The following is a 22,082-nucleotide window of genomic DNA, read 5'->3' as shown; positions in this document are numbered from 1 at the left end:
GGTTGACACCAGGAGGATGAAAAGCGTTCCACGACGGGGTTGGCATCAGGGTGGTGAGGCCAACGTTCCTGCCAGCCTAGCGCACGCGGCACCGAACGACTAAATAGGCGCGGCAATCGTTGGGTTCGTGCCCGGAAAGCTCCTAGCGGATGCTTTGCTCAAGATTCCAGCCTCGCTCGCACTGCTGCCATACGTTCCTCGAGCTCGGACTCGTCGATAACGCCGCGCGCTACCAACGATTGCGCCAGCGCGACAAGCCGGTTCTCGGGATACGGCAGCGTGGAATAGACGGTTGCCGACAGCTCGTCTTCTTCGTCGCGCCGCTCAACGAAGTTGAGTACCTGTGAGCCAGAGGCGCTTTGGTCGAGCGCGTCGCATATGCCGTCGAGACTGGTCTTCCATGGCGGCACGGGGTTGTCGACGCCGTACTTTGCTGCCATCCGCTGCCAGACCTGGTTGCGTTCAATGATTTTCGCCAGCGAGGTGGGTGTGGTGCTGTTGACAGAACGAGTATTCGCCATCACTGGTCCGCCGGATGAATGGCCGGCCGGGTCTCGGTGATCACGTTGGTGGTCACACCCACCTTCGGCAGCGCGACACCGATCAGGCAATCGCGGGTGATGATCTCCACCAGCTGGTCCTCGGACCAGCCGTCGGTTCCTTCCGGGCGTACCGGCAGGACCATGAACCGATGCTTCTGATTGGAGTCCTCGACCCGGATCTCGACCTCTTCGGGCAAGTAGAGCCCGAACTCCGCGAGCACCTGGCGCGGCCAGCGCACGATACGCCGCCGAAAGTTCGGTGTCCGGTACCACTCGGGCGAATTGCCCAGAATCGGCCGCGGGTAGCAGGAACACAAGGTGCACACGATGACATGGTGCAGCGTGGGCGTGTCTTCGAGAACGCGAAAGGCCGTGAAGTCGCTGGGCGTCCCAAAACCGGTGGGTTGCAGCCAGTCCACACCGACTTCCTTGCTTGCGGCGAGAGCATCGTCGAGGGTCAGCTGCTTGTACTCCGGATCCAGCCAGGCCCGGGCCACCATGCGCGCAGCGGGCGTCGGGCCGATCTGTTCGGCGAATTCGGTGAAGCGCCGATGGTCCTCCGCGGTGAATATGCCCTTCTCGATGCACAGTTCGCGCAGGGCGATCTCGAGGACTTCGAAATCGGTTATCTCATCGACCATCGGCGCAGCGGTTCGATCGTGATCGTGATCGGTCATGCTGAGGCCCTTTCCAGCCATCGCTCCGGGATCTCGGTCTGCAACGTGTCGTTGCCGGGTCCGGTGTAGCCGTGCCACAGCTCGGAGAGGTTGAACCGAACGATGTAAAACCACTCCGGCTTCATGTCCGGGCGGTCCCACGTCTCGTCCTCAGCCGCCGGGCTTTCGTATGAGACGACCGCGATTTCGCCTCTGGCACCACGCAAGTACTCCTGAGTGCGGGTGTACAGCAGGACCGGAAGGTCCCGCACCACGACGTGGTCGCCGACTCGAAACCTGGGCTCGCCGGCGTGGCCGGCGAACACTTGGGGGTCGCCCTTGCCGACCGCATGCCTATGGTGACTGTTGCGTTCGACGCCGGACGGATCACCTTCGAACTTCGGCTTGGCCGCCAATGAGTTTCCCTGCAGGCCTTCCGGGTATCGCGCCTTGACTTCGGCCATGCGTTCGGCCAACTCGCTGAGCCCGATGTGGTGTTTCTCGACCAGGATGCGAGCGACCGCCAACAGCCATCGCCCGTAATAGGGAAGGCCCAGGTAGATGGTGCGGCCGAGGTCGACGTTGCCCATCCGGCGTCGTTCCTCTGACAACCAGATCCCGCGCCAGCCGAGAACCTCGCACAAAACATAGGTGTTCTCTTCCCACATCTCGTACTGCTTGTTCTCGAATCTGAGGGGCACATCCGGCTCACCGCCGACGTCATGCGGCGTCTTGAGGTAGGCGGCAATTCGCTCGTGGTCCAGGAGATCGGGGGTGGGGGCGTCGGGAAGCTCCGGATAGGAGGACTTGAGCCGGGCCACCAGGTCGAGCTGGGCTGCACGCTCTGACGCAGTTGGCATGCCGAGCTCCATTCGCCGAGGGAACCGTCCCGTGCAGCCGCAGCGGATCCCGCCCAGCGGCTCGGGGCAAATGCTTCTAGCCCAGCACACCGCAACGCTCGACATCACGCAACCATCCCGCGTTGGAAATATCCGGCGAATATGGCTGCAGCCCTCTTCGTCGGAGCCTACGGCTGTCGACAAGATGTGCGGCGGCACAACAGGAATCAGGCGGGAAATCGCGAGTCGTTCGCCGGCACCGCGCTATCCGGTAATGTCACCCGGCATGGAGCGGCGTGTGCTCGAAGCGGTCATCTACGAACGCGAACCGCCGATTGCGCGGATCATCCTGAACCGAGTCGACAAGGCCAACACCAAGGATGCGGTCCTGGTCACCGAAGTCGACGACTGCCTGCACGAGGCAGACCGCGACAAGGAAATCAAAGTCGTCATACTCAAGGCCAACGGCAAAGGCTTCTGCGGCGGGCACGTGGCGCGCTGGAGCCCGGACGAAAACCCTTACCCAGACTTCGGAAATACCTTCGAGGACCTGTACAAGGGCACCGCCGACCTGTTTCTCTGGCCGACGCTGTACCTGTGGGAGTTTCCCAAACCGACGATCTCGCAGATCCACGGATACTGCATGGGCGGCGGGATCTACCTCGGTCTGCTGACCGACTTCTGTGTGGCGTCCGAAGACGCGTACTTCCAGATGCCGCTTGCCCAGAGCCTCGGAGAACCCGGCGGGCACACCATGATCGAGCCGTGGCTGCTGATGAACTGGCACCGTACCATGGACTGGCTGCTGCTCGCCCCGACATTGTCGGCCCAGCAAGCCCTCGAGTGGGGCCTGCTCAACAGGGTGGTGCCGCGCGACGAGCTCGAGGATGTCGTCGAAGAGATGGCACGCAAGATCGCGCAGATCCCGTTGACGACCCTGATGGCGGTGAAGAACAACGTGAAGCGCGCGTGGGAGTTGATGGGCATGCGGGTGCACCTGCAGGTCAGCCACATCTTGACGAACATGGTCGGCGCGGCATCCGACGTTCAGGCGCGGCGGGCCGAGCTCATGCAATCAGGGCTGAAACCACGCGACTTCGTCGACGGCGAGCAGACGTAAAGGCACAAGCAAGCCCGGCGTGTCGCGTGCTTTTGCGTTCCCCCGCAAGCGGGAGGTGCCCCCAGCTCGCGCAACCTAACCGGCGGCGTGGCGGGCGGCCACGTACCCGAAGATCATCGTGTAGGCGATGCTTCCCCCGGCGCCCAGATATTTGCGACCCATCACAGTCGCCGTGATGTTGCCGGTGGCATACAACCCTTCGATCACGCGCTCGTTCGTGTCCAGGACCTGCGCGTGCTCGTTGGTGACCAGTCCTCCGCAGGTTCCCACATCGGCGGGAACGACTTTGGTGGCGTAGTACGGTGCGTGGTCGAGCGGCCCGAGCGCGGCGTTCGGGCGATACCCGGGATCTCCCAGGCAGTCGTTGTAGGCCGACTGGCCGCGCCCGAAGTCGGGGTCGAGGCCCCTGGCCGCGAATTCGTTGAACCGCTGCACAGTCTGCTCCAGCGCGTCGGGAGGCACATCCATCTGCCGTGCCAGATCGGCGATGGTGCCACCCCGCAGCACCGCGCCCCGCTCGATCAGTTCTTCGGGCAGGCGACGTTTGCGGAACGGGTTCGCCCCCGACACGTACCTGCCAATGTAACCCTCGTCGAAGACCATCCAGCACGGCACCGCCTTGTTGGCGTACATCGCCTTGCCGACTTCGACGTAGGAGTTCGACTCGTTGCAGAACCGTCGGCCGGTTCCGTCGACATAGATCGCCCCGGGCCGCTGCCGGCCGCTGCCGAGCGCCTTGGCGGCGTCGCCTCCGTCGGCGATGAAAACCGATGGCAGCCACCAGGCCTCGTCCATCAGGTCGGTTTTCGCGCCAAGCTCGATCGCCGTCTGCAGCACTTCGCCGGTGTCGCCGGCGTTGGCGATCGACCACAGCCCCTCGTTGGGCTGCTCGCCGCTGTAGCGGCGACGCATATCGGCGTTGCGACTGAAACCGCCCGCCGCCAGCAGGACACCCTTGCGGGCCTCGATGTTCAGCGAGGTGCCGTTGCGAGCGACCCGGGCTCCGACGATACGGCCGTCTTCGACGATCAGGTCCTCCATCGCGGCTCCGGTCCAGATCGGCGGCTCGCCGCGAAGGTCCATCAACACTTTCAGCATCTGTCCGATGAGTGACGCACCGTTGGTCAGCATCTCCCGACGGCGCAGCCGGGCCGCCCGCGTGCGCGCGAACACCCGCACCGCTACAGCGAAAGCACGCGGCGACCGATTGAAGTACTGCACCGCGCGAAGCTCGTTCGTCTTGAGAACGAATCCGCCGTAGTTCTTGCTCATCGAGGGCTGGACCTTGTCCCTCCAATTACCCAGCGCTGCCGCGTCGTACGGGACTCCCTCGACGGCGCGCCCGGCTTCGTTGCCGCCCTTGTGATTCGGGTAGTAGTCGCTCCAGCCTGGGCACCGCACGAATCGAACACCCTTGTGCGTGAGGAATTCGATCATCTCGTAGCCGGCGCTGAGAAACATTTCGCGGCGCGCCGGCGATGAGGCCGGGCCGATGTCGCCGACGACGTCGTCGAAGTACGCCAGACCGTCCTCGTACGAGTCGGGGATGCCTGCGGCGCGCATCAGCGGGTTGTTCGGCAGCCACACCATGCCGCCGGAAAGCCCCGTGGAACCACCGACCAATCCCTGCTTTTCGATCACCAGCGGCTCGATCCCCGAGTCGAGCGCCGCGAGCGCCGCCACCATCCCGCCCCCGCCGCTGCCCGCGATCAGGAGGTCAACGGAGTGATCCCAGTTGGTCATCGTGCCTCCGAAGCGACAGGAGCACTGAATCCCAAGTCGGCGACCGGGACGTCGATGGTGGTGTTCGTCTTCTGGATCGCCGGTATCAGCGCGTCATAAGGCAGGCCCGCGAGGAATCCGTCGACGACACGTTCGAAATTCGAGATCAGTCCCTCGATCTGGTTGGACAGCCGCATGTACTCAAACCCCTTGGAGTGCAGGCCTTTCTGCTGTCGGGGCAAGTTGGAGAAGTCCTGGGCGGGGATTGGCGGCCAGCGCGGGTCGTCCGGCGGCATGGGCTCGGGCGGGGTGGGCTTTCCCGCGGAAACATCGGAGGGCAGACGGGTGAGGGACCAGATCTCGAACAATGTCTCCTCTGGCCCCAGCGGGCGTATCCGGTACGACGAGGCGCTGCTGTAGGTGGGCAGGATGAAGTGGTGCGGGAAGCAGAACCCGATCGCGTCGGTGATCCCGCGTCGAACCAGGTCGTTGAGATCGGGCATGGTACTGCCCCGGGCCCGGTGCCAGCTGACGACGGCGTCGTTGAGTGCGCTGCGCCAGGCGGTCAGCGCTTCGGCCGGATCCGGCGGCAGCTGGATGGTCTGCAGTCCCTCGGCGATTCGGACGTCGTTCTCGTGAGTCATCCCGCCCATGCCGTCGCCCAGCGTGCGCATGAAATACAAACTGCTCTGGACGACGGGGTGCACCGCGCAAGACAGACCGCCCGTCTGCGCGGACGGCAGCAGCTGGGGATGCGTCTGGGGGACGTGGTAGCCCTCCATGAACGCCGCCGTCGCCAGCTTCCAGTTCACCGGGAGGCGGCACGACTGCCACCACTCGACCCGCAACGATTCGACCTCCCATGCGTCGTAGGTCGACGCGAACGGCTCCTGGCAGTCGCGCAGCGCCGGCGCATGGTCGTCGAAGTTGATCCACGCGCATCCACCCCACAGCTCGCAACGGACCGAGACAAGGCGGAGATCGTCGGGGCACAGGTTCTCCTCGGCGAACACCTCCGGGCGTGCGACGAAGGTGTTGCGTCCGTCGACACCCCAACACCACCCATGGAAAGGACAGACGAATGTGCGCCGAGATCCGTTGCCTTCCACCAGCTTTACTCCCCGATGTCGGCAGGCGTTGTGATAGGCGCGTACCGTTTCGGCGTCGACGCGCACCACGATGATCGAGTCGTCCAGGATCTCGTACTCCACGAAGTCGCCGGGCTTGGGGATCTCTTCGAGGCGGCACGCCATCTGCCACACGCGCGGCCAGAACATCTCGTTTTCCAGCGCGTAGAAGTCCGGGTCGTAGTAGCGCTGCTTGGGAATACGATCGGGCATCTGTACGGCCCATGGCACCGGAAGCGGCGTCCAGTTCACGTCGGTGCTCACACTAGCCATCGCAAGCCATCCTTCTTCGATGCGGGGTCACACGATTCGCGACGCCCGCCCCGCCCAGTAACGTTCACGGATACGCCTCTTGTAAAGCTTTCCGTTCGGGTCCCGGGGCAGCTGCGGGTCGAATTCGATTGTGCGCGGGCACTTGTACCCCGCGAGGTGTTTTCGGCAGTACTCGATGAGCTCGGCCTCCAGGTCGGGCCCGGGAGTGACACCCTCGACCGGCTGCACGACGGCCTTGACCTCCTCGCCGAACTCGTCGTTCGGAATGCCGAAGACCGCTGCGTCGACGAGTTTCGGGTGCATGACCAGAAGGTTTTCGGCCTCCTGCGGATAGATGTTGACCCCACCGGAGACGATCATGAAGGTCGAGCGGTCGGTGAGGTAGAGGTATCCGTCCTCGTCGACGTAGCCCATGTCTCCCAGTGTCCGCCAACCTCGCTCGTTGTACACCGACGCGGTCTTGGCGGGATCCTTGAAGTACTCGAATGCCGGGCCGCCCTCGAAGTACAGCTCGCCGGCCTGGCCGACGGGGAGCTCCTCCCCGTCGTCGCCGACCACGTGGACGGGAGACATCGGCACGCCCACCGAACCGGGATGCGCGAGCCACTCTTCGGGGCCGATCGTGGTCCCGGCGAATCCCTCTGTGCCGCCGTAATATTCGTGAATGATGGGCCCGAACCACTCCATCATCCGGTGTTTGACGTCCACCGGGCAGGGCGCGGCCGCGTGGATCACGCACCGCAAGCTGGAGACGTCATAGCGTTGCCGGACGGCCCTGTGCAGCTTGAGCATCCGCACGAACATCGTCGGCACGAACTGGGCATGAGTCACCCGGTGGGTCTCGATCAGCCGTAGCACGCTCTCGGCGTCGAACTTGGGCATGACGATCGACGCGGCGCCGACGCGGTGGACCGCCATGGTGTAGTTCACCCCGGCGGCGTGGTAGAGCGGCGCGGGGGAGAGGTACACGCTCGACGGGCTCATCCCGTACTTGTGGGTCAACGCCATCTCCAGCACCGCCTGCGCCCATGACCCGTTGCCGTCGGCCGGCAGCGGCCGCCGCACCGCCTTGGGCCGCCCGGTGGTACCTGACGAATAGAGCATCTCCGAGCCGTCCGACAGCGGCGGCGCATCGCCCGCCGCCGCCAGCGCGTCTTCATAGCGGCGCCAGCCCGGCAAGTCCGGACCGACGACCAGATGGACCTTGACGCCGGTGTTGACTTCGCGGATATGCGCCGCGAGCTCGCCCATCGACCCGTCGACCAGCACCGCCCGCGCGTCGGAGTCGTCGATGACGTAGGCGACTTCATCGGGCGTGAAGTGGGTGTTGACGGCGGTGTAGTAAAGCCCGGAAAGCTGGCAGCCCCAGGTGATTTCGAGGCACTCCGCCCGGTTCGGCAGGACCAGCGCAACTCCGTCGCCGCGGCGCAGCCCCGCATCGTGCAGCACCGCGGCGACGCGCTGGCTGCGGGTGTACAGCTCGCCGTACGAGATCGTGTCACCGTCGGCGACGATGATGGCCGGCGAGTGGCCGGCGGTGATCGCGTGGTCGGCGATGTTCACCGGATGAACCTCGAAAACTCAACTGGTCGCTGCGCCGTCGGCCGATGCAGCGGCGGCCGCCTGGCGGCGCGCCTGTTCGGACGGCAGCACCTTGTCCTTGAACACGGTCTGGATCAACTGCTGCACGTCCCTGCTGACCGAGGCAAGCGCGACCAGGTCGTTGGAGCTCTGCCAGTGGACCCGCATGCCCATCAGCTCCCAAGCCCGCTTCAGGTTGGCCTTGGTCGCCAGCAGGGTTGTCATCGGGGCCTGGGCGATGTGGCGGGCAATGGCATCGACCCGTGAGTCCAGCTCGTCGCGCGGGACGACCTCGTTGACCAGACCGATCTCCAGCGCCCGTTTGGCGTCGATGACCTCGGCGAGATAGAGGTAGTAAGCCGCGCGCCGCCAGTTCATGAAAACCCATGGCTCGATGGAGCATTCGCCGGACGGCATGCCGAAACCCTGCAGCGGCGGGTAGGAGAAGTAGGCGTCGTCGGAGGCGATGACGATGTCGGTGGTCAGCCCGTAATGGGTGCCCCCGCCGACGCAGTAGCCGTGTACCTGGGCGATGGTCGGCTTGGAGAACTCCCACAGATTAAGGATGGGCTTCACGAACAGGTCGGTCTGCGGTTTCCACGGCGTGCCCATGACCTTCGCGCCTTCCACGAAAGCCGGGTAATCGACCGCGTTGTTGCCGATCGCGTGGCCCGAGCAGAAGCCCTTACCGTTGGCCTTCATGATTAGGACCTTGATGTCGTAGTCGCGATCCGCGTCAAGCAGCGCGGCGTCGACCTCTTCGGCCAGCTTCTGATCCTGGGCGTTGGCCTTCTCCGGCCAGTTGAGGGTGACCTTCGCGATCGGGCCGTCCTTTTGGTAGATGATTCTCTCTCGGGTCTCGTTGAGATCCATTGCCTGCCCTCACCTTTCGTTATGAGCTGATGACGCCGATCTGGGCGCCGATGTCGTAGGTCTTTCCGATCTGGCCGGACCATTGCACCGTGCCGGAGGCGCCGGCTTCGATTTCCTGCTCCACCTTCTCGGTGGCGATCACGTAGATGGGTGTGCCCGCTTCGACATGTTCGCCGGCCTCGACGAGAAGGTCGGTGAGCTCGGCTTCTGAGACGGCGACCGACACCCGGGGGATACGAATGATGAAGTCAGTCACGGGCTCCCGCCCTCTGCAGCGTGCGCTGCGCGGCCGCCACGATTCGTGCCGGCGAGGGATACACCTGGGCCTCGAGCGCCGCCGCCGCAGGGTTGGGGACGAACCGGGCACCGACGCGCTCGATGGGTGCGACCAGCTCGCCGAACAGTTCGGACTGCAGGATGGCCGCGATTTCGGCTCCCGGCCCGGCGAATTGGACCGCGTCGTGCACGACCACGACCCTGCGGGTGCGACGGGCGGAGCCGACGATCGTGTCCACGTCGAGAGGTACCAGGGTGCGCAGGTCGACGACCTCGACGTCCACCCCCTGCTCCTGCAGGATGGTCGCGGCCGCCAGCGCGTCGTGCACACTGCGCCCGTAGCTGATCACGGTCAGGTCGGTACCCGGACGTTTGATGTCGGCCTGGCCCAACGGGATTGAGAATCCCGGATCGGCCGGTACCGATCCCTTCTTGCCCTGCAGCCGGATCGTCTCGACGAACAGACACGGGTCCTCGTCGAAGATCGCCGACGTCAGCAGGCCTTTGCCGTCGCGCGGAGTGGACGGCACGATCACCTTCATCCCCGGAATATGCATGAACCACGCCTCCAGGCTCTGCGAATGCGTTGCGCCGGTGGCCAGCCCGGCATACACCTGGGTCCGGATGGTGATCGGTGCGGTGGTGCGCCCGCCGGTCATGAACCGCAGTTTCGCGGCATTGTTGATCAGCTGATCGGCGGCGATGCCGATGAAATCCATGATCATGATCTCGGCTACCGGCAGCATCCCGTCGATGGCGGCACCGATCGCCGCACCGACGATCGCGGCCTCCGAAATCGGCGTGTCCAGGACCCGGTCGTGGCCGTATTTGGTGGACAGGCCCGCCGTCGGGCCGGACGCTCCCGGGTCGGCAATGTCCTCACCTAGCAGAAACACCCTGTCGTCGGCCTGCAACGCCTGATCCAGCGCGAGGTTCAGCGCCTCGCGCATGGTCATCTCTTTTTCGTCTACTCCCTCTTTTCTATTCATCCCGCACTCCTCAGACCGGGAACCCGATCGGCGTCGCGTACACGTCGCGCTGGAGTTCTTCGGCGGGGGCGGGGTCGGCGCTCATCACGGTGTTCAGTGCGTTCTCCACCGTCTGCAGTGCGTCGTCGTCGATCCGGCTGAGCTCGTCTTCGGTGCAGATGCCGGCGTTTGCGAGGTAGCGCCGAAACCGCGGCACCGGATCGGCCGCCATCGCCGTGGCCAGCTGATCCTTGGGGATGTATGGCATCCGGTCACCGAAGTAGTGGCCGCGGAACCGGAATGTCACGCATTCGATGAAGGTCGGTCCCTCGCCGGCACGCGCCCGCTGCAGCGCCTGGTCGAGTACCGATTTGACTGCCAGCGGGTCGTTGCCGTCGACGTGGACGCCCGGCATGCCGTAACCCGCGGCACGCTCGGCGACGCGCGCGAGTTTCATCGTGTCCGACGTCGGTGTCATCTCGGCGTACAGGTTGTTCTGGCACACGAAGACCAGTGGCAGATCCCAGAGCGCGGCCATGTTGGCCGCCTCGTGAAACGAGCCGGTGTTGGTGGCGCCGTCGCCGAAACTGACCACCGTGACCCGGTCGAGGCCTTTGCGTCTGCCGACCATCGCCAGCCCCACGGCCACCGGTGGGCCCGCGCCGACGATTCCTGTCGAGAGCATCACACCCTTGTCCGGGTTGGCGATGTGCATGGTGCCGCCCTTGCCGCGACAAGCGCCGACGGTGCGCCCCATCATCTCGCCGTAGATCTCCTCCAGCGGGACACCCTTGCCGATCAGGTCATGCAAGCCGCGGTACGTCGTGACCAGCTGGTCGTCGGGGCGCAGCGCGACGCCCATCGCAGCGGCGATCGCCTCCTGCCCGCGCGACGGCCAGTACACGCACATGAACTCGCCGGTGCCGATGCCCTTGGACAGCCGGTCGTCGGCGGCCTTCATCAACACCATCAACGCGTAGAGCCGACGCTGAACCGCGGGCGGCTCCTCGCTCACAGTGCTCCTCCAGTTTTGCTGCGGCGCAGTCGGATTGGCGTCACCTCGGTCACCCGCCCGACCATGGTTTGACCTTGAGGAAGCCGCCGCCGTCGACGCGCAGCTGCTGCCCGGTGATGTAGCGGGCCGCGTCGGAGGCCAGGAACAGCACCGCCTCGCTGATGTCCTCGGGTTCGACGTAGGGGATCGGCATCGACTGCACCAGCGGGAAGATCGGCTCGGCATCCTCGCGGGTGGGGTTCTGCAAGTCGGGCCGGAACGCCCGGTACATCGGCGCGCTGTGCAGCATGTCGGTGTTGACGTTCGTCGGGTGCACCGCATTCATCCGGATGGAGAACGGTGCCAGCGCCCGGGCGAAGTCGTTGACGTAATGTGCCGCAGCCAGTTTCGCGAAGGCGTAGCCGGCCCCACCGGGACCGCCGTCGATGCCGCTCGTGTTCATCGACGACATGAATGCGGCGTTCGATCCTATGACGATGATCGACGCGCCGGGTCGCAGATGCTTGAGGCTGGCGTGCACCAGGTTGAGCACACCAACCAGGTCCACGTCCACGGCGTCGGCGAAGGCCTTTGGCGGTAGGCCGGCGGTCAACGGACAGATGCCGGCGTTGGCGACGACGATGTCGAGATGTCCGAGTTCTGCGACGCCGTCGTCGATCGCCTTGGACAGCGCCACGCGGTCGCGCACATCGGCGATCGCGCTCACCACGCGCTGGCCCTCCTTCTCGACCAGTCGCGCGGTCTCCTCGAGGTCCTCCGGACGCGCCAGCGGGTACTCGTTCGTTTCGATGTCTTCGCACAGATCGACCGCGATGATGTCGGCGCCCTCCGCGGCCAGCATCCGCGCGTGCGAACGACCCTGACCGCGCGCGGCCCCGCTGATCACCGCAACCTTGCCCGTCACCCTGCCCATCGCCGCAACCCGCCCTTATATCCCGGTAATCGTATACACGACAGCCGTTGCAGCCCAAAGCATTTCCGGGACGGCCGCGACCCGGCGACGGGTGCGCCGCATCGGGATTGGGCTCAGATCAACGGTCGGCTCCATCGCATCTCTCCCACGAAATACTGCCGCGCTGATGACTTTCCTTGGCGCAGCGCGGCCGCAGCCGGGCTACTGTATCCCCTACAGTAGCTAGAATATCTAAAATAGCAAGGAATGGCCGCCCGGGTGGCGGCGCCTGCCGGCGGGCCATCTGCCACATCGGCTTCTACTGAGAAGATTGTGTGCGCGTGCAGGCACTCTGGTGCTGAAATTGGCTCACAAAGTACCGAGAGGAGCTGCCATGGCCCAGTCTGGTCGGATCACCGCGCTGCCGACCGAGCTGGCCACGATGCGTGAGGTCGTCGAGACCCTAGCGCCGATCGAACGCGCTGCCGGTGAACCGGGGGAGCGGCAGGCGGCCGAGTGGATCGTCGAGCGCCTGCGCACGGCGGGTGCGCGAAATGTGCGGATCGAGGACGAGCAGTTCTTCGACGGCTACCCCCGCTTGCACGTGAAGCTGGCGGCGATCGGGGCGGCAGCCGGGCTTGCGGGCCTAGTCAGCCGGCGCCTGCGGGTACCCGCAGCGCTGGCAGGCGTGGGGGCGGGGCTGGCGATCGCCGACGACTGTTCCAACGGTCCGCGGGTGGCCCGCAAGAGCGTGCAGAAGGCACGAACGACGTGGAACGTCGTGGCCGAGGCGGGTGATCCCGGCGGCGAGCACACGGTCGTCGTGTGCGCTCACCACGACGCGGCGCGCACCGGCAAGTTCTTCAACCAAGGTCCTCAGCAGTTCTTGGTCGAGCGATTTCCCGGCATCGCCGAGCGCATGAACACATCGCTGCCCAACTGGTGGCCGCCCATCCTCGCGCCCACCCTCGCAGGCGTCGGCGCCCTGCGCGGCAGCCGCAGGATGATGATCGCAGGTGCCGCGATGAGTGCGGCGGCGGCCGCGATATTTGCCGACATCGCTCGCAGCCCCGTCGTCCCCGGAGCCAACGACAATCTGTCTGCCGTTGCGCTGATCGTCGCGCTTGCCGAACGGCTGTGTGAGCGACCGGTGAGAGGTGTACGCGCCCTGCTGGTTTCGCTCGGCGCCGAGGAAATATTGCAGGGCGGTATCTACGGGTTCATGGCGCGGCATGCGCCCGAACTCGACCGCGGCCGGACCTACTTCCTCAATTTCGACACGGTCGGATCACCGGAGCTGATCATGCTCGAGGGTGAGGGCACCACCGTGATGGAGGACTACTACTACGGTCCGTTCCGCGACCTGGTGATACGCGCGGCCGAGCGGGCCGACGCGCCGCTGCGCAGGGGCATGCGATCCCGCAACAGCACCGACGCGGTGCTGATGAGCCGCGCGAGATACCCAACCGCATGCTTCTCGTCGATCGACCGCCACAAGGAGTTGTCCAACTATCACCTGATGTCGGACACACCGGAGAACCTGGTCTACGAGACGGTGAGCCACGCCGTGACGGTCGCCGAAGCGGTGATGCGAGAGTTGGTGCGGTGATCCCGCTTTGGCGTACCGCTACGCCGATCGGAATCGATTCATCCCCTGGCTGCTAAAAGACGCTCTGTCACTTGCCATTGCCCGACGCGCAGTTGACGCCCCCGTCGATATCGGCGCCGTCACAAGCACATATCGATTCAGGCGTTGGTCTGGCACTCCGCGTTTGAAACACAAATCATTGCACAGTGCGCTATCGGGGATCGTGGTCGCGAATTCGCCGACATCGATAGGGCTCAACAGGAGGTATCCACTTCATGATCGCTAACTGGGTTCCGGCCCAGATGTCGTCTGGCCACAACTCGGGCCGCATTCTGGACACCGCGCGGGGCATTCTCATCGGCTTGCGGCGCTGCCCGTCAGAGACCGCGTTCGACGAATTGCACAGCGCCGCACTACGTCACAAGGTGCCGGTATTCGCGATGGCGTGGGCGCTGGTCCACCTCGCGGGTGAAGGCGAGAAGACACCCAGCTTCAGCGAAGCGCAGTCTGCGGCCCGCCACGAATGGGGTCAGTTGTTCGCCCGGAAGGCCGCCGCGGCCTGCTGAACGACGGCCGCGGTAATGGGGAAGTACCGCGGGCGTCGCTTCCAGAGCACCCGATTCAAGTGAAGGCGGGCACGACAAAGCGCTGCACCAGTTGGCGTTCGGCGTCGTCATTCTCGGCGGGCAAGTACATCAGCGACAACACCACGCGAACCAACCATTGCGCGGCCTGCGGGTCGCCGTCAGTGAGCCCGGCCAGATCGGTGGCGAAGCCGGCCAGCAGCGGCGAAGAGGTGAGCCACGAAATTTCGTCGGTGGCGCGGATCGAGCCGACCATCAGTTGGCCCAGTGGGTCGGAGCGAATCCTGTTGAGTGCCAAGATGATCGCGGTGGCGACGCGTTCCGGCCCGGTCAACCCCTCGACATCCGAGCGGACGGCGTCGACGATACGATTGGCGGCGCGCGCAAGTACTGCGTCGCGGATTTCGGCCTTTCCGCCGGCGTATCGATAGACGGTCGCACGGGAACAGTGGACGCGCGCGGCCAGCGTGTCGATGTCGAACGCGTCCAGCCCCTGCTTCGCGATGAGGTTGGTCGCCGCGGCGTAAATGCGTTCGGTGGCGGCTGCCCGCCGGTCGCCACCGACCAGCCAATCGTCACGCGGCACAGCTCACCTGACCTTCAGAGAAGTAGTGGATACAGCTTCTCACACTGAGACAAACGTGGCGCTTATTCTCAGCGAAGGCCCAGGTCGGGGCCGCGCGGTGAGAACACCTGCCAGGTGCCTGGCCGGCGCCGGTTTTCAACTTCTCTCAGCACCGTTGACGTGCGCCGATCCGCCGATCAGCCTGGGAAAATGACCGTCGCCGAGCAGACGTTGTTTACCGCTGAAGCTCTGCAGGATCCCTATCCGCTTTACGAGCGCATGCAGGCCGCGGGGCCGGTGCATCGCATCGGCGACTCGCAGTTCTACGCGGTGTGCGGTTGGGATGCGGTCATCGAAGCCGTCAGCCGTCCGGAGGACTTCTCGTCCAACCTGACCGCGACGATGACGTGCGCCCGAGACGCCACCGTCAAGCCGTTTGAGATGGACCCGCTCGGCGGCCCTACCCATGTATTGGCCACCGCCGACGGTCCCGCGCACGCGATGCACCGCAAGCTGTTGATACGCCACCTGGCGGCTCGGCGGATCCGGGCGCTGGAGGACTTCGCCTCGCAGGCCGCCGATCGGCTGTTAACCGACGGCATGCGTGGTGGCCGCATCGAGTGGATGGGCGCCGTGGCCAACCGTCTGCCCATGATGGTGGTGGCTCAGCTGATCGGCGTGCCCGACACCGACGTTGCTCAATTGGTGAAGTGGGGATACGCGGCCACCCAGTTGCTCGACGGGCTGGTCGATGAGGATCAGCTTGCCGCCGCCGGCACCGCCGTGCTCGAACTCAGCGGTTACATCGCCGAGCGCTTCGCCGCGGCAAGTCAGGTCGCCAAGGCCGGCCCGCCGGACAACCTGCTCCGCGAGCTGGCCACCGCTTGCGCGGCGGGTGAGCTGGACATGATCACCGCCCAGGTGATGATGGTGACGTTGTTCGCGGCCGGCGGCGAATCGACGGCTTCGCTGCTGGGCAGCGCGGCGTGGATGCTGGCGCACCGGGCCGACATCCAGCGGCAGGTGCGCGAAAAGCCGGTATTGCTTGGATCATTCGTCGAGGAGACGCTGCGCTACGAGGCACCGTTCCGGGGCCACTACCGGCACGTGCGAAATCACAGCACGCTGGCCGGGGTGGAGTTACCCGCCAACTCGCATCTGCTGCTGCTGTGGGGTGCGGCCAACCGCGATCCGGCGCACTTCGAGGCCCCCGGCGAGTTCCGCCTGGACCGCTCTGAAACCAAGGGCCACATCAGCTTTGGGAAAGGCGCGCACTTTTGCGTCGGTGCCGCGCTGGCCCGCCTGGAGGCCCGGATTGTCTTGCGAATGCTACTCGAACGCACGTCGATGATCGAGGTGGCCGACGTCGGACGATGGTTACCCAGCATCCTGGTGCGACGCCTCGAACGCCTTGAACTTGCGCTCACCTAGCACACTGAATTCGCCCTCGGTACAGGCGGTTTCGTCCTCCGACGCCGGTCGGGGAACCACGACCGCCCGGTGCTATTCGGCGGCCGGAAGTTGTCGCGGACCGTCGGGTGACCGCAGTTGACGCGGCCCTTCGCGCTCGATCAACTGGCGCTGGCGGTCGCGTTCTGCCGACTCGAGTGAGGGGCCCGGCCGACCGTCCGCCGATGCCCGGCTCAAAGACGGGTACCCGTCGTCGGCAGGAAGCCGCCCGTAGCTCTCGAAGTTACCGGCGTCCCAGGGGTCTGCATGGTCACGCCACGACGGGATGCGTTGGCTCCCAGCCGGGTTCTCGGCCGGAGTGGGCTGCGCTTGCGCGCCCGCCTGAGGACCGCCCGGCTCGGAACTTTCGGAGTTCACCGTGACTTTGCGGGTCCGCTTGAGCGAGAACGCGATCTCTTCGACCTCTTCGAACACCTGCCGAGCGGTGCGCAGCGGCTGAGTCGTGTTGTCGATGGCCCGAGCCACGAAGGGCGGCACCAGCGGGCGAATCCAGCGAGCCGCGGCTCTGGTCGCGTCTGGGATCGACGGGATCAGCGGCGTTCCCGCTGCACGCTCCTGGTGCGGTTCGACCGCGCTACCCGATTCGGCCGGTGCCGGCAGGTTCTCCGGCGTGTCCGACGGAGTATCCGTTGCGGCAGCGGGCAATTGAGCGGCGGCGCGACTGGCAGCCTCGGCTTCTGCGGCAATCGGCAGATACATGTCTTCCTCCACTGGTTCGAAAGTACGCTGCGCCTGCACACCGGGAAAAGCCCGGACCGGCCGCTCAGGACCTTCGAGCGCTTCGACGACTCGACGACGTTGCTGCTCGCGGTCGATCTCCAGCTGGGCCTCGATGGCGAGCCGGGCTTGGGTGAGTTGGTGTTCGGCCCACAGGATTTCGGCCTCGCGGCGCACTTCGGTGCGCTTGATGGCGATGGCCGTCTCGGCCTCCAGCTCGGCGCGTTCGCGGTCCGCGCGCGCGGTTGACCGGCGATCGTGAGTCGTCTCGCCGCGCCACCGGCGCAGAATCAGCGGAAGCAGGTAAAGCAGCGCGAAAATCGCCATCGTCAGCAGCCGCAGCAGTAACACGCCGACACTGGCGAGTGTCAGATCGTTCAGCGCGACCCAACGGTCACCGAGTCCGCGACCGCTGTCGGCGGTCGCGCTGTGCCGCGCCTCGGCCAGGGCCTGCTCGCCGTGAGCGACGAGGGCGTCCAGCCGTGGGGCTTCGCGGTCGCGAGTGGCGTTGGCATTGTCCAACTCCCGTCGCGCATCATCCAGAAGTTCGTTTGCCGTTCGTGTTTCGGGTCCGGCGCCGGGAACTCCGGTGATCCGGGTTTGCGGGCAGCCCGGTGTGGGGTGATATTCGCAACGCGCCACCACCAGGGCGTTGTCCAGCTGGCCCCGGGCCCGCTCGACGGCGCTGTCCAGCGCATTCCGCGCATCGCGGGAGCGGGCCAGGCTCGCCGACGCGTGCGCCACCGCCGGCGCGGATTCGGCGCTCAGCGCGGCCCGCTCGTCGAGACGGCGGTCGATCGAGCCGGAGAACATGACGAGTGAGGCCAGCTCACCCACGATGACGCCGACGGCGACCGCGACCGCCCCGCGTCCCAAAGCGCTCGGAACACCGCGCCCGGGGCCGCCGGCGATGCCGCGGGTTACCGCACCGACCAGCAGGCCGAAGACCAGGGCCAGCCCGATGACCGCCCACGCCGGCCAGCGCGCCGACTGACCGACCGCCAGGCCGGCGACGAGCCAGGCCAGCAGGGCCCCGCACAGCACGATGGCACCGGCCACGGCATGCGTGGACCGCTCGTAACGCTCACCGAGTTCGCCCCAGTGCCCCCCGCCGAGCCAGGTCAGCAGCCTCTCCACCCTGGATGCGGCCAGGCGCGACTCAGTAGCTTCATGCGCGCGCATGAGATTCCAACACCTCCAGTTTTTCCAAGCCTGGCAGCTTGCCCCCCGACACACCGAATCGAAAAGACCGCTTGTGGCCCTCTTCACAAATCCGGCAACGGGCGACGAATCACACATTCGCGGCGCCAACGCCAAGCCGCCACGCTGCGGCATCGTGCCTCGTCGGGCGCTGAATTCCGGCCCGAAAACTGCCACGCGGGCGGATCAGCGGCCAATACGGCACGTAACGTGAGACGGTATAAACCTATGCAAAACTACGACTACGTTACCTACGAAGAGTTCGGCCGTAGATTTTTCGAGGTTGCCGTCACCCCCGAGCGGGTCGCCGCCGCATTCGCCGATTTCGCGGGCACCGAGTTCGCGATGGAGCCGATCGCGCAGGGGCCCGGGGGAATCGCCAAGGTCAGCGCGAACGTCAAAGTCAAAGACCCGCAGGTCACCCGTCGCCTCGGCGACAGCATCACCTTCGTAATCCACATTCCGTTGACGATCGATCTGCTCCTCGACCTACGGCTGGACAAGCAGCGGTTCACCGTCACCGGGGACATCGCGCTGCGCGCTACCGCGCGGGCCGCAAAGCCGCTGATCTTGATCGTCGACGTGGCGAAGCCGCGACCCTCCGACATCACCGTCAACGTGTCGTCCAAATCCATTCGCGGTGAGGTGTTGCGCATCATCGCAGGCGTCGATGGCGAGATCCGCCGATTCATCGCCCATTACGTGGCTGACGAAATCGACGCGCCGCAGTCCCAGGCCGCACAAGTCATCGACGTGGCACACCAGTTGGAGACCACCTGGGACCGCCCGTAAGGTTTAACCGGCTTTCAAAGGGCTCTGGCGGGGTTTTCCGGCCAACGCGGGCGGGTATGCAAGCCGGACAGCGCGAATGTCACGCCTATGCCGTGCTGTCGGAACTCTGTCCACCTCGAGAAGCGGAAAGTTATGGCACGAGTAGACGTTTCGACGTCATCGAAGCTGGAGCCGGCGTCCGCCTGGAAACTGGCATCAGACCTGGGTCGATTCGAGGAATGGATGACGATATTCGGCGGATGGCGCGGTGAGGTTCCGTCGACGATCGAGGAAGGCACGTGCATTTCGTCGCTGATCAAGGTCAAGGGTTTCCGCAACATCATCCATTGGACGGTCACGCGTTACGACGAGCCGAAATCGATTGAGCTGCAAGGCCGCGGCCGTGGCGGAATTCGCATCGCCCTGTCGATGAGCGTCACCGACGACGATCCCGGCTCCACCTTCCATCTCGTCGCCGATTTGAGCGGCGGCCTACTGAACGGGCCGATCGGAAACCTGGTCGCCAGGGTGTTGCGGTCCGACGTTCGCAAGTCGATAAACAATCTCGCCGCCCTCCAGTAGTCGCAGACTTGGCGTAAGGCCGATCGACACAGTGCGGAGTTTGCATGCCGAAATTGCGGTTCCTCACAGCGGCTCTAATCAGCGCCACGCTGATGGCGGCCTGCGCGAGCGGCAAGACGACCGGGGCAGCCGAAAGCTCCGCAACTGGGCACCCCACCATCGGAACCGGCGGCCCCGCGCCCGTCGCAGCGCTGAATTCCCGCCAATGCGCCGAAGTCGACGACGCCAGTGTGGACCTGTTGGCGGGGTCGGACGCCGATGGCGCACGCAGGGCCGCGAACACCATTGAAAGCTTCAACCCGCCGCCACCGGCCAAAACCGCGATCGAATACTTCGTCAGCGCCGGCGGTGCTCACTTCGATGACCCGGACTACCCGAAGAACTACCAGGTGCTGGACGAGTGGTTGAAGCAGATCTGCCCGACTCAGTAGGGCGGCCATTCCCTTTCTGCTTCACGAATCCGCCTGCGCTCCATGGCAAGCCAGCTCAGCCCGGCGCCGAACACCAGCAGTCCGATGCTGACCGCGGCGACACCGAGACCAACCTGCCCCAAGGCGAAATTGGCGATACCGACAACGAACACGATCACGGCGGCGCCCACGACGACCATCCGGGGGATCCTCTCGACGTCATCGATCGGTTCGTCGTTCCGGTGGGCGCCGCGGGTACGGGTGGGTCGCGCAGGGTCGCCGAGGCCGCGCGAGATGTCTCCCATGAAGCGCCTCCTCTTGTTGAACCCGCTCAAAGAGCTACCCGAAATGCGCTTTGGACAAACGACTTCGGCGGGCCGTGAGGCTGCAGGCAACCGGGCCAGTCAGCTTTACAGCGTCTGGTGCCGCCCGAAGTATTTGTGGTCTTCGCTGTAGCCGCCGTAACCGCTACCGATGTCGTGGTAGTCGGCGACGAATTCGATTCCCTTGATCCACTTGACGAGTTTGAAGCCATGCTGCAACTCGTTACGGAGCCGCAGCGGCTTGCCGTGCATGTAGGGGAGCGGCTGGTCGTTCATGTTGTACGCCAACATCGTCATGTGGTGGTCCATCTGGCCGATGTGGTGGGCGTTGTAATAGATGCCGCCGGTGGCGCCCAGCCCCATCGAGTAGAACACCACCCACTTCGCTTCGGGCAACGGCTTGACGATGTCCATGATCGTCTTCATTTGCACGCCACCCCATTTGGCCACACCCGACCAGGCCTGGATGCAGAAATGCTGGCTGATCTGGTCGTGGTAGGGCAGGGCCTTCAAGTCGTCGAGGGAGAACTCCATCGGGTGCTCGACGAGACCGTAGACCTTCAGCCGCCAGTCGCGAAAGTCGTTCTTTTCCAGCTCTTTGTACTCGACGGTCTCCGGAAGACGGCCGTTGCGCCAGTGGTGGGGCGAGATGTCTTCTTCGGTGAAGGCACCGGGCTTGGGATCAAGCTGTTCCAGCATGCGCTGGAACGGGCCGACGAGCGCGTAGCCGACGCGCTGAACGACGCGCGGATGGCGAATGGTGAACGGAGTGGCCCACACCCAGGCGACCGCGGTGACGACCATCGCCAGGGCGAAGATCCAGAAGCCCATCCAGCTGTTGTCGTCGCGGGCGGCGAACATGTGGTTGAGGTTCCGCAGGGCGCTGGTCGCAAAAACCAGCGTGACGTGCACGACGATGAAGAACAAGAAGTACACCAGCACCAGGAAATGCAGTGAACGGGCGATCTGGATGCTCAGCCGCTTGCTGATCCAGTGGACCCGCTGCGAAAGCGCCGGCGACATGCCCAGACCGGTGATCAGCGCGGCCGGGGCAGCGATGAAGACGGTGGTGAAGTAGGCCAGCAGCTGCATCCCGTTGTAGGCGACCCAGCCGTTGTCCTCCGGCCAGTCCAGCGACAGGTACTGGATGGCCACCGATGCGGCGTCAGGGAACACGTTCCAGCTGGTCGGCACGATGTGGCGCCACTGCCCGGTCGTGAACAGCAGGACATAGAACACCGCGCCGTTAACCAGCCACAAGACATCGACGCCGAGATGCCACCAGCGGGCCAGGCCGATGGAATGCCGGAACCCGGGCAGCCCGAACTGCGGCGGCAGGGCGACGGTGTCGGCGTTGGCGGTCCACAGATCGTCGTCGGGTACGGGAGGCCCCACCCGCAGCCATTCGTCCTTGCCGGGGGTGGCATTGCGGCTGAAATAGAGCCGGGGGTGGTCGCAAAGAATCTGGATGCCCGTCCTGATGATGAACATCATCATGAACAGGTTGAAAAAGTGGGTCCACCCGATCCAGGCGGGCAGGCCCGGGGTGGCGCCGGAGTGGGTGTCGGTCCCCGGGTGGCGGTGAATGAACGACTGCACCGCCGGCATGTTGTGCAGGCCTTTGCCGATAGCCACCGCCGCGATCAGCAGTGCGAAGCCGATCGGGATCAGCCACAGCAGGTTGAACCACTTGTCGCGGCCCACCCGCAGGCGCGGCGCGGTAGCCCTTCTGGTGAGGTCGAATCCGCCTCCGTAGCTCTCCACATCGATGGTGTCTTCGGCTTCATGGATTTCGCTGCGGAAGTCCGGAGTGGTTACCAGCGGCGTGCCTACTGTCGTTGTCGATACTGAGCCCGCGGAAGGCTGGGCGAAATCGACATGCGGATCGGCACCTTGACGTTCGGTGTTCGTCACTTGGCGAAAAATACCACGACATCACTTGGATAAATCGGGCGCCTCCGGCCCGGGACGCCGCGGCGAACCTGGTC

Annotated in this window: 22 protein-coding genes; 7 read left to right on the top strand and 15 right to left on the bottom strand. The window is 65.2% G+C overall.

Annotated elements, in window-relative coordinates:
• Window positions 1-158 precede the first annotated feature (158 nt).
• Genes A5791_RS24980 through A5791_RS24970 form a run of 3 tightly spaced genes read right to left on the bottom strand, consistent with a single transcriptional unit; the run spans window position 159 to window position 2,058 of the window.
• Entirely contained in the window at window positions 159-521 is a 363-nt protein-coding gene (locus tag A5791_RS24980; protein ID WP_067242841.1) for an SH3-like domain-containing protein, read from the bottom strand.
• A complete protein-coding gene (gene scnC / locus A5791_RS24975; protein WP_156661601.1) occupies window positions 521-1,219 on the bottom strand; it encodes a thiocyanate hydrolase subunit gamma in 699 nt (232 codons plus the stop codon). Before scnC ends, A5791_RS24980 begins: the two co-directional genes overlap by 1 nt.
• Entirely contained in the window at window positions 1,216-2,058 is an 843-nt protein-coding gene (locus tag A5791_RS24970; RefSeq protein ID WP_067242892.1) for an SH3-like domain-containing protein, read from the bottom strand. Before A5791_RS24970 ends, scnC begins: the two co-directional genes overlap by 4 nt.
• Window positions 2,059-2,323: 265 nt before the next feature.
• Between A5791_RS24970 and A5791_RS24965 the strand changes: the two genes are divergently transcribed.
• Window positions 2,324-3,157 carry an enoyl-CoA hydratase-related protein gene (locus A5791_RS24965; protein ID WP_067242836.1) on the top strand — a complete coding sequence of 278 codons (834 nt, stop codon included), beginning with the start codon at window positions 2,324-2,326 and terminating at the stop codon, window positions 3,155-3,157.
• A gap of 75 nt (window positions 3,158-3,232) precedes the next feature.
• Here the strand turns inward: A5791_RS24965 and A5791_RS24960 are convergent, their stop codons facing one another.
• From A5791_RS24960 to A5791_RS24925, 8 genes are all read right to left on the bottom strand, one after another.
• Window positions 3,233-4,900 (bottom strand): FAD-binding protein, encoded by a 1,668-nt coding sequence (locus tag A5791_RS24960; protein WP_067242835.1) that lies wholly within the window; start codon window positions 4,898-4,900, stop codon window positions 3,233-3,235.
• Complete coding sequence (locus A5791_RS24955; protein WP_067242834.1) at window positions 4,897-6,279, bottom strand: Rieske 2Fe-2S domain-containing protein; 1,383 nt, start codon at window positions 6,277-6,279, stop codon at window positions 4,897-4,899. The genes A5791_RS24960 and A5791_RS24955 overlap by 4 nt, the downstream gene beginning before the upstream one ends.
• Window positions 6,280-6,306: 27 nt before the next feature.
• A complete protein-coding gene (locus A5791_RS24950) occupies window positions 6,307-7,842 on the bottom strand; it encodes an acyl-CoA synthetase (protein WP_067242832.1) in 1,536 nt (511 codons plus the stop codon).
• An 18-nt stretch (window positions 7,843-7,860) separates the two neighbouring features.
• On the bottom strand, window positions 7,861-8,733 hold the full coding sequence (locus A5791_RS24945) for an enoyl-CoA hydratase-related protein (protein WP_067242830.1): 873 nt from the start codon (window positions 8,731-8,733) through the stop codon (window positions 7,861-7,863).
• A 19-nt stretch (window positions 8,734-8,752) separates the two neighbouring features.
• Window positions 8,753-8,989 (bottom strand): lipoyl domain-containing protein, encoded by a 237-nt coding sequence (locus tag A5791_RS24940; protein ID WP_067242828.1) that lies wholly within the window; start codon window positions 8,987-8,989, stop codon window positions 8,753-8,755.
• On the bottom strand, window positions 8,982-9,998 hold the full coding sequence (locus tag A5791_RS24935; RefSeq protein ID WP_067242826.1) for an alpha-ketoacid dehydrogenase subunit beta: 1,017 nt from the start codon (window positions 9,996-9,998) through the stop codon (window positions 8,982-8,984). The genes A5791_RS24940 and A5791_RS24935 overlap by 8 nt, the downstream gene beginning before the upstream one ends.
• 10 nt (window positions 9,999-10,008) lie before the next feature.
• A complete protein-coding gene (locus A5791_RS24930) occupies window positions 10,009-10,947 on the bottom strand; it encodes a thiamine pyrophosphate-dependent dehydrogenase E1 component subunit alpha (RefSeq protein ID WP_082967129.1) in 939 nt (312 codons plus the stop codon).
• Between the two features lie 94 nt (window positions 10,948-11,041).
• On the bottom strand, window positions 11,042-11,905 hold the full coding sequence (locus tag A5791_RS24925) for a mycofactocin-coupled SDR family oxidoreductase (protein WP_067242821.1): 864 nt from the start codon (window positions 11,903-11,905) through the stop codon (window positions 11,042-11,044).
• Window positions 11,906-12,278: 373 nt separating this feature from the next.
• Here A5791_RS24925 and A5791_RS24920 point away from each other — a divergent pair, with 373 nt between their 5' ends.
• Both A5791_RS24920 and A5791_RS24915 read left to right on the top strand, forming a co-directional pair.
• Entirely contained in the window at window positions 12,279-13,493 is a 1,215-nt protein-coding gene (locus A5791_RS24920) for a M28 family peptidase (RefSeq protein WP_067242819.1), read from the top strand.
• 254 nt (window positions 13,494-13,747) lie between these two features.
• Window positions 13,748-14,038, top strand: coding sequence for an ANTAR domain-containing protein (locus A5791_RS24915; protein ID WP_067242817.1), 291 nt, complete (start codon window positions 13,748-13,750; stop codon window positions 14,036-14,038).
• A 55-nt stretch (window positions 14,039-14,093) separates the two neighbouring features.
• Here the strand turns inward: A5791_RS24915 and A5791_RS24910 are convergent, their stop codons facing one another.
• A complete protein-coding gene (locus A5791_RS24910) occupies window positions 14,094-14,642 on the bottom strand; it encodes a TetR/AcrR family transcriptional regulator (protein ID WP_067242815.1) in 549 nt (182 codons plus the stop codon).
• A gap of 189 nt (window positions 14,643-14,831) precedes the next feature.
• On the opposite strand from A5791_RS24910, the gene A5791_RS24905 reads away from it, so the two are divergent.
• A complete protein-coding gene (locus A5791_RS24905) occupies window positions 14,832-16,052 on the top strand; it encodes a cytochrome P450 (RefSeq protein WP_067242813.1) in 1,221 nt (406 codons plus the stop codon).
• 72 nt (window positions 16,053-16,124) lie between these two features.
• On the opposite strand, the gene A5791_RS24900 is transcribed toward A5791_RS24905, so the two are convergent.
• Complete coding sequence (locus A5791_RS24900; RefSeq protein WP_067242811.1) at window positions 16,125-17,990, bottom strand: DUF4407 domain-containing protein; 1,866 nt, start codon at window positions 17,988-17,990, stop codon at window positions 16,125-16,127.
• A gap of 246 nt (window positions 17,991-18,236) precedes the next feature.
• On the opposite strand from A5791_RS24900, the gene A5791_RS24895 reads away from it, so the two are divergent.
• The 3 genes from A5791_RS24895 (at window position 18,237) to A5791_RS24885 (ending at window position 19,792) form a co-directional block, all read left to right on the top strand.
• Window positions 18,237-18,800, top strand: a complete 564-nt coding sequence (locus A5791_RS24895) for a hypothetical protein (protein ID WP_067242809.1) — start codon at window positions 18,237-18,239, stop codon at window positions 18,798-18,800.
• Window positions 18,801-18,932: 132 nt separating this feature from the next.
• Window positions 18,933-19,361, top strand: a complete 429-nt coding sequence (locus A5791_RS24890; RefSeq protein ID WP_067242807.1) for an SRPBCC family protein — start codon at window positions 18,933-18,935, stop codon at window positions 19,359-19,361.
• 44 nt (window positions 19,362-19,405) lie between these two features.
• A complete protein-coding gene (locus tag A5791_RS24885; RefSeq protein ID WP_067242804.1) occupies window positions 19,406-19,792 on the top strand; it encodes a hypothetical protein in 387 nt (128 codons plus the stop codon).
• Here A5791_RS24885 and A5791_RS27820 read toward each other — a convergent pair.
• Both A5791_RS27820 and A5791_RS24875 read right to left on the bottom strand, forming a co-directional pair.
• Window positions 19,786-20,076 (bottom strand): LapA family protein, encoded by a 291-nt coding sequence (locus A5791_RS27820; RefSeq protein ID WP_369828140.1) that lies wholly within the window; start codon window positions 20,074-20,076, stop codon window positions 19,786-19,788. The two genes, A5791_RS24885 and A5791_RS27820, sit on opposite strands and share 7 nt — an antisense overlap.
• Window positions 20,077-20,181: 105 nt before the next feature.
• Complete coding sequence (locus A5791_RS24875) at window positions 20,182-21,915, bottom strand: molybdopterin-dependent oxidoreductase (RefSeq protein ID WP_067242885.1); 1,734 nt, start codon at window positions 21,913-21,915, stop codon at window positions 20,182-20,184.
• Window positions 21,916-22,082 lie beyond the last annotated feature (167 nt).

It is taken from the genome of Mycobacterium sp. 852002-51163_SCH5372311, assembly GCF_001667115.1.
Taxonomy (GTDB): domain Bacteria; phylum Actinomycetota; class Actinomycetes; order Mycobacteriales; family Mycobacteriaceae; genus Mycobacterium.
Note: the sequence above shows the minus strand (reverse complement) of the source record. Positions and strands in the feature narration are given on the sequence as shown.

Excerpts from the sequence above, each read along its gene's own strand:
- A5791_RS24930 (WP_082967129.1), bottom strand. The coding sequence starts at position 10,947 with ATGGTGTTGATGAAGGCCGCCGACGACCGGCTGTCCAAGGGCATCGGC.
- A5791_RS24900 (WP_067242811.1), bottom strand. The coding sequence starts at position 17,990 with ATGCGCGCGCATGAAGCTACTGAGTCGCGCCTGGCCGCATCCAGGGTG.
- A5791_RS24955 (WP_067242834.1), bottom strand. The coding sequence starts at position 6,279 with ATGGCTAGTGTGAGCACCGACGTGAACTGGACGCCGCTTCCGGTGCCA.
- A5791_RS24885 (WP_067242804.1), top strand. The coding sequence starts at position 19,406 with ATGCCGAAATTGCGGTTCCTCACAGCGGCTCTAATCAGCGCCACGCTG.
- A5791_RS24895 (WP_067242809.1), top strand. The coding sequence starts at position 18,237 with ATGCAAAACTACGACTACGTTACCTACGAAGAGTTCGGCCGTAGATTT.
- A5791_RS24890 (WP_067242807.1), top strand. The coding sequence starts at position 18,933 with ATGGCACGAGTAGACGTTTCGACGTCATCGAAGCTGGAGCCGGCGTCC.
- A5791_RS27820 (WP_369828140.1), bottom strand. The coding sequence starts at position 20,076 with ATGGGAGACATCTCGCGCGGCCTCGGCGACCCTGCGCGACCCACCCGT.
- A5791_RS24925 (WP_067242821.1), bottom strand. The coding sequence starts at position 11,905 with ATGGGCAGGGTGACGGGCAAGGTTGCGGTGATCAGCGGGGCCGCGCGC.
- A5791_RS24905 (WP_067242813.1), top strand. The coding sequence starts at position 14,832 with ATGACCGTCGCCGAGCAGACGTTGTTTACCGCTGAAGCTCTGCAGGAT.
- A5791_RS24935 (WP_067242826.1), bottom strand. The coding sequence starts at position 9,998 with ATGAATAGAAAAGAGGGAGTAGACGAAAAAGAGATGACCATGCGCGAG.
- A5791_RS24920 (WP_067242819.1), top strand. The coding sequence starts at position 12,279 with ATGGCCCAGTCTGGTCGGATCACCGCGCTGCCGACCGAGCTGGCCACG.
- A5791_RS24965 (WP_067242836.1), top strand. The coding sequence starts at position 2,324 with ATGGAGCGGCGTGTGCTCGAAGCGGTCATCTACGAACGCGAACCGCCG.
- A5791_RS24945 (WP_067242830.1), bottom strand. The coding sequence starts at position 8,733 with ATGGATCTCAACGAGACCCGAGAGAGAATCATCTACCAAAAGGACGGC.
- A5791_RS24970 (WP_067242892.1), bottom strand. The coding sequence starts at position 2,058 with ATGCCAACTGCGTCAGAGCGTGCAGCCCAGCTCGACCTGGTGGCCCGG.
- A5791_RS24960 (WP_067242835.1), bottom strand. The coding sequence starts at position 4,900 with ATGACCAACTGGGATCACTCCGTTGACCTCCTGATCGCGGGCAGCGGC.
- A5791_RS24980 (WP_067242841.1), bottom strand. The coding sequence starts at position 521 with ATGGCGAATACTCGTTCTGTCAACAGCACCACACCCACCTCGCTGGCG.
- A5791_RS24915 (WP_067242817.1), top strand. The coding sequence starts at position 13,748 with ATGATCGCTAACTGGGTTCCGGCCCAGATGTCGTCTGGCCACAACTCG.
- scnC (WP_156661601.1), bottom strand. The coding sequence starts at position 1,219 with ATGACCGATCACGATCACGATCGAACCGCTGCGCCGATGGTCGATGAG.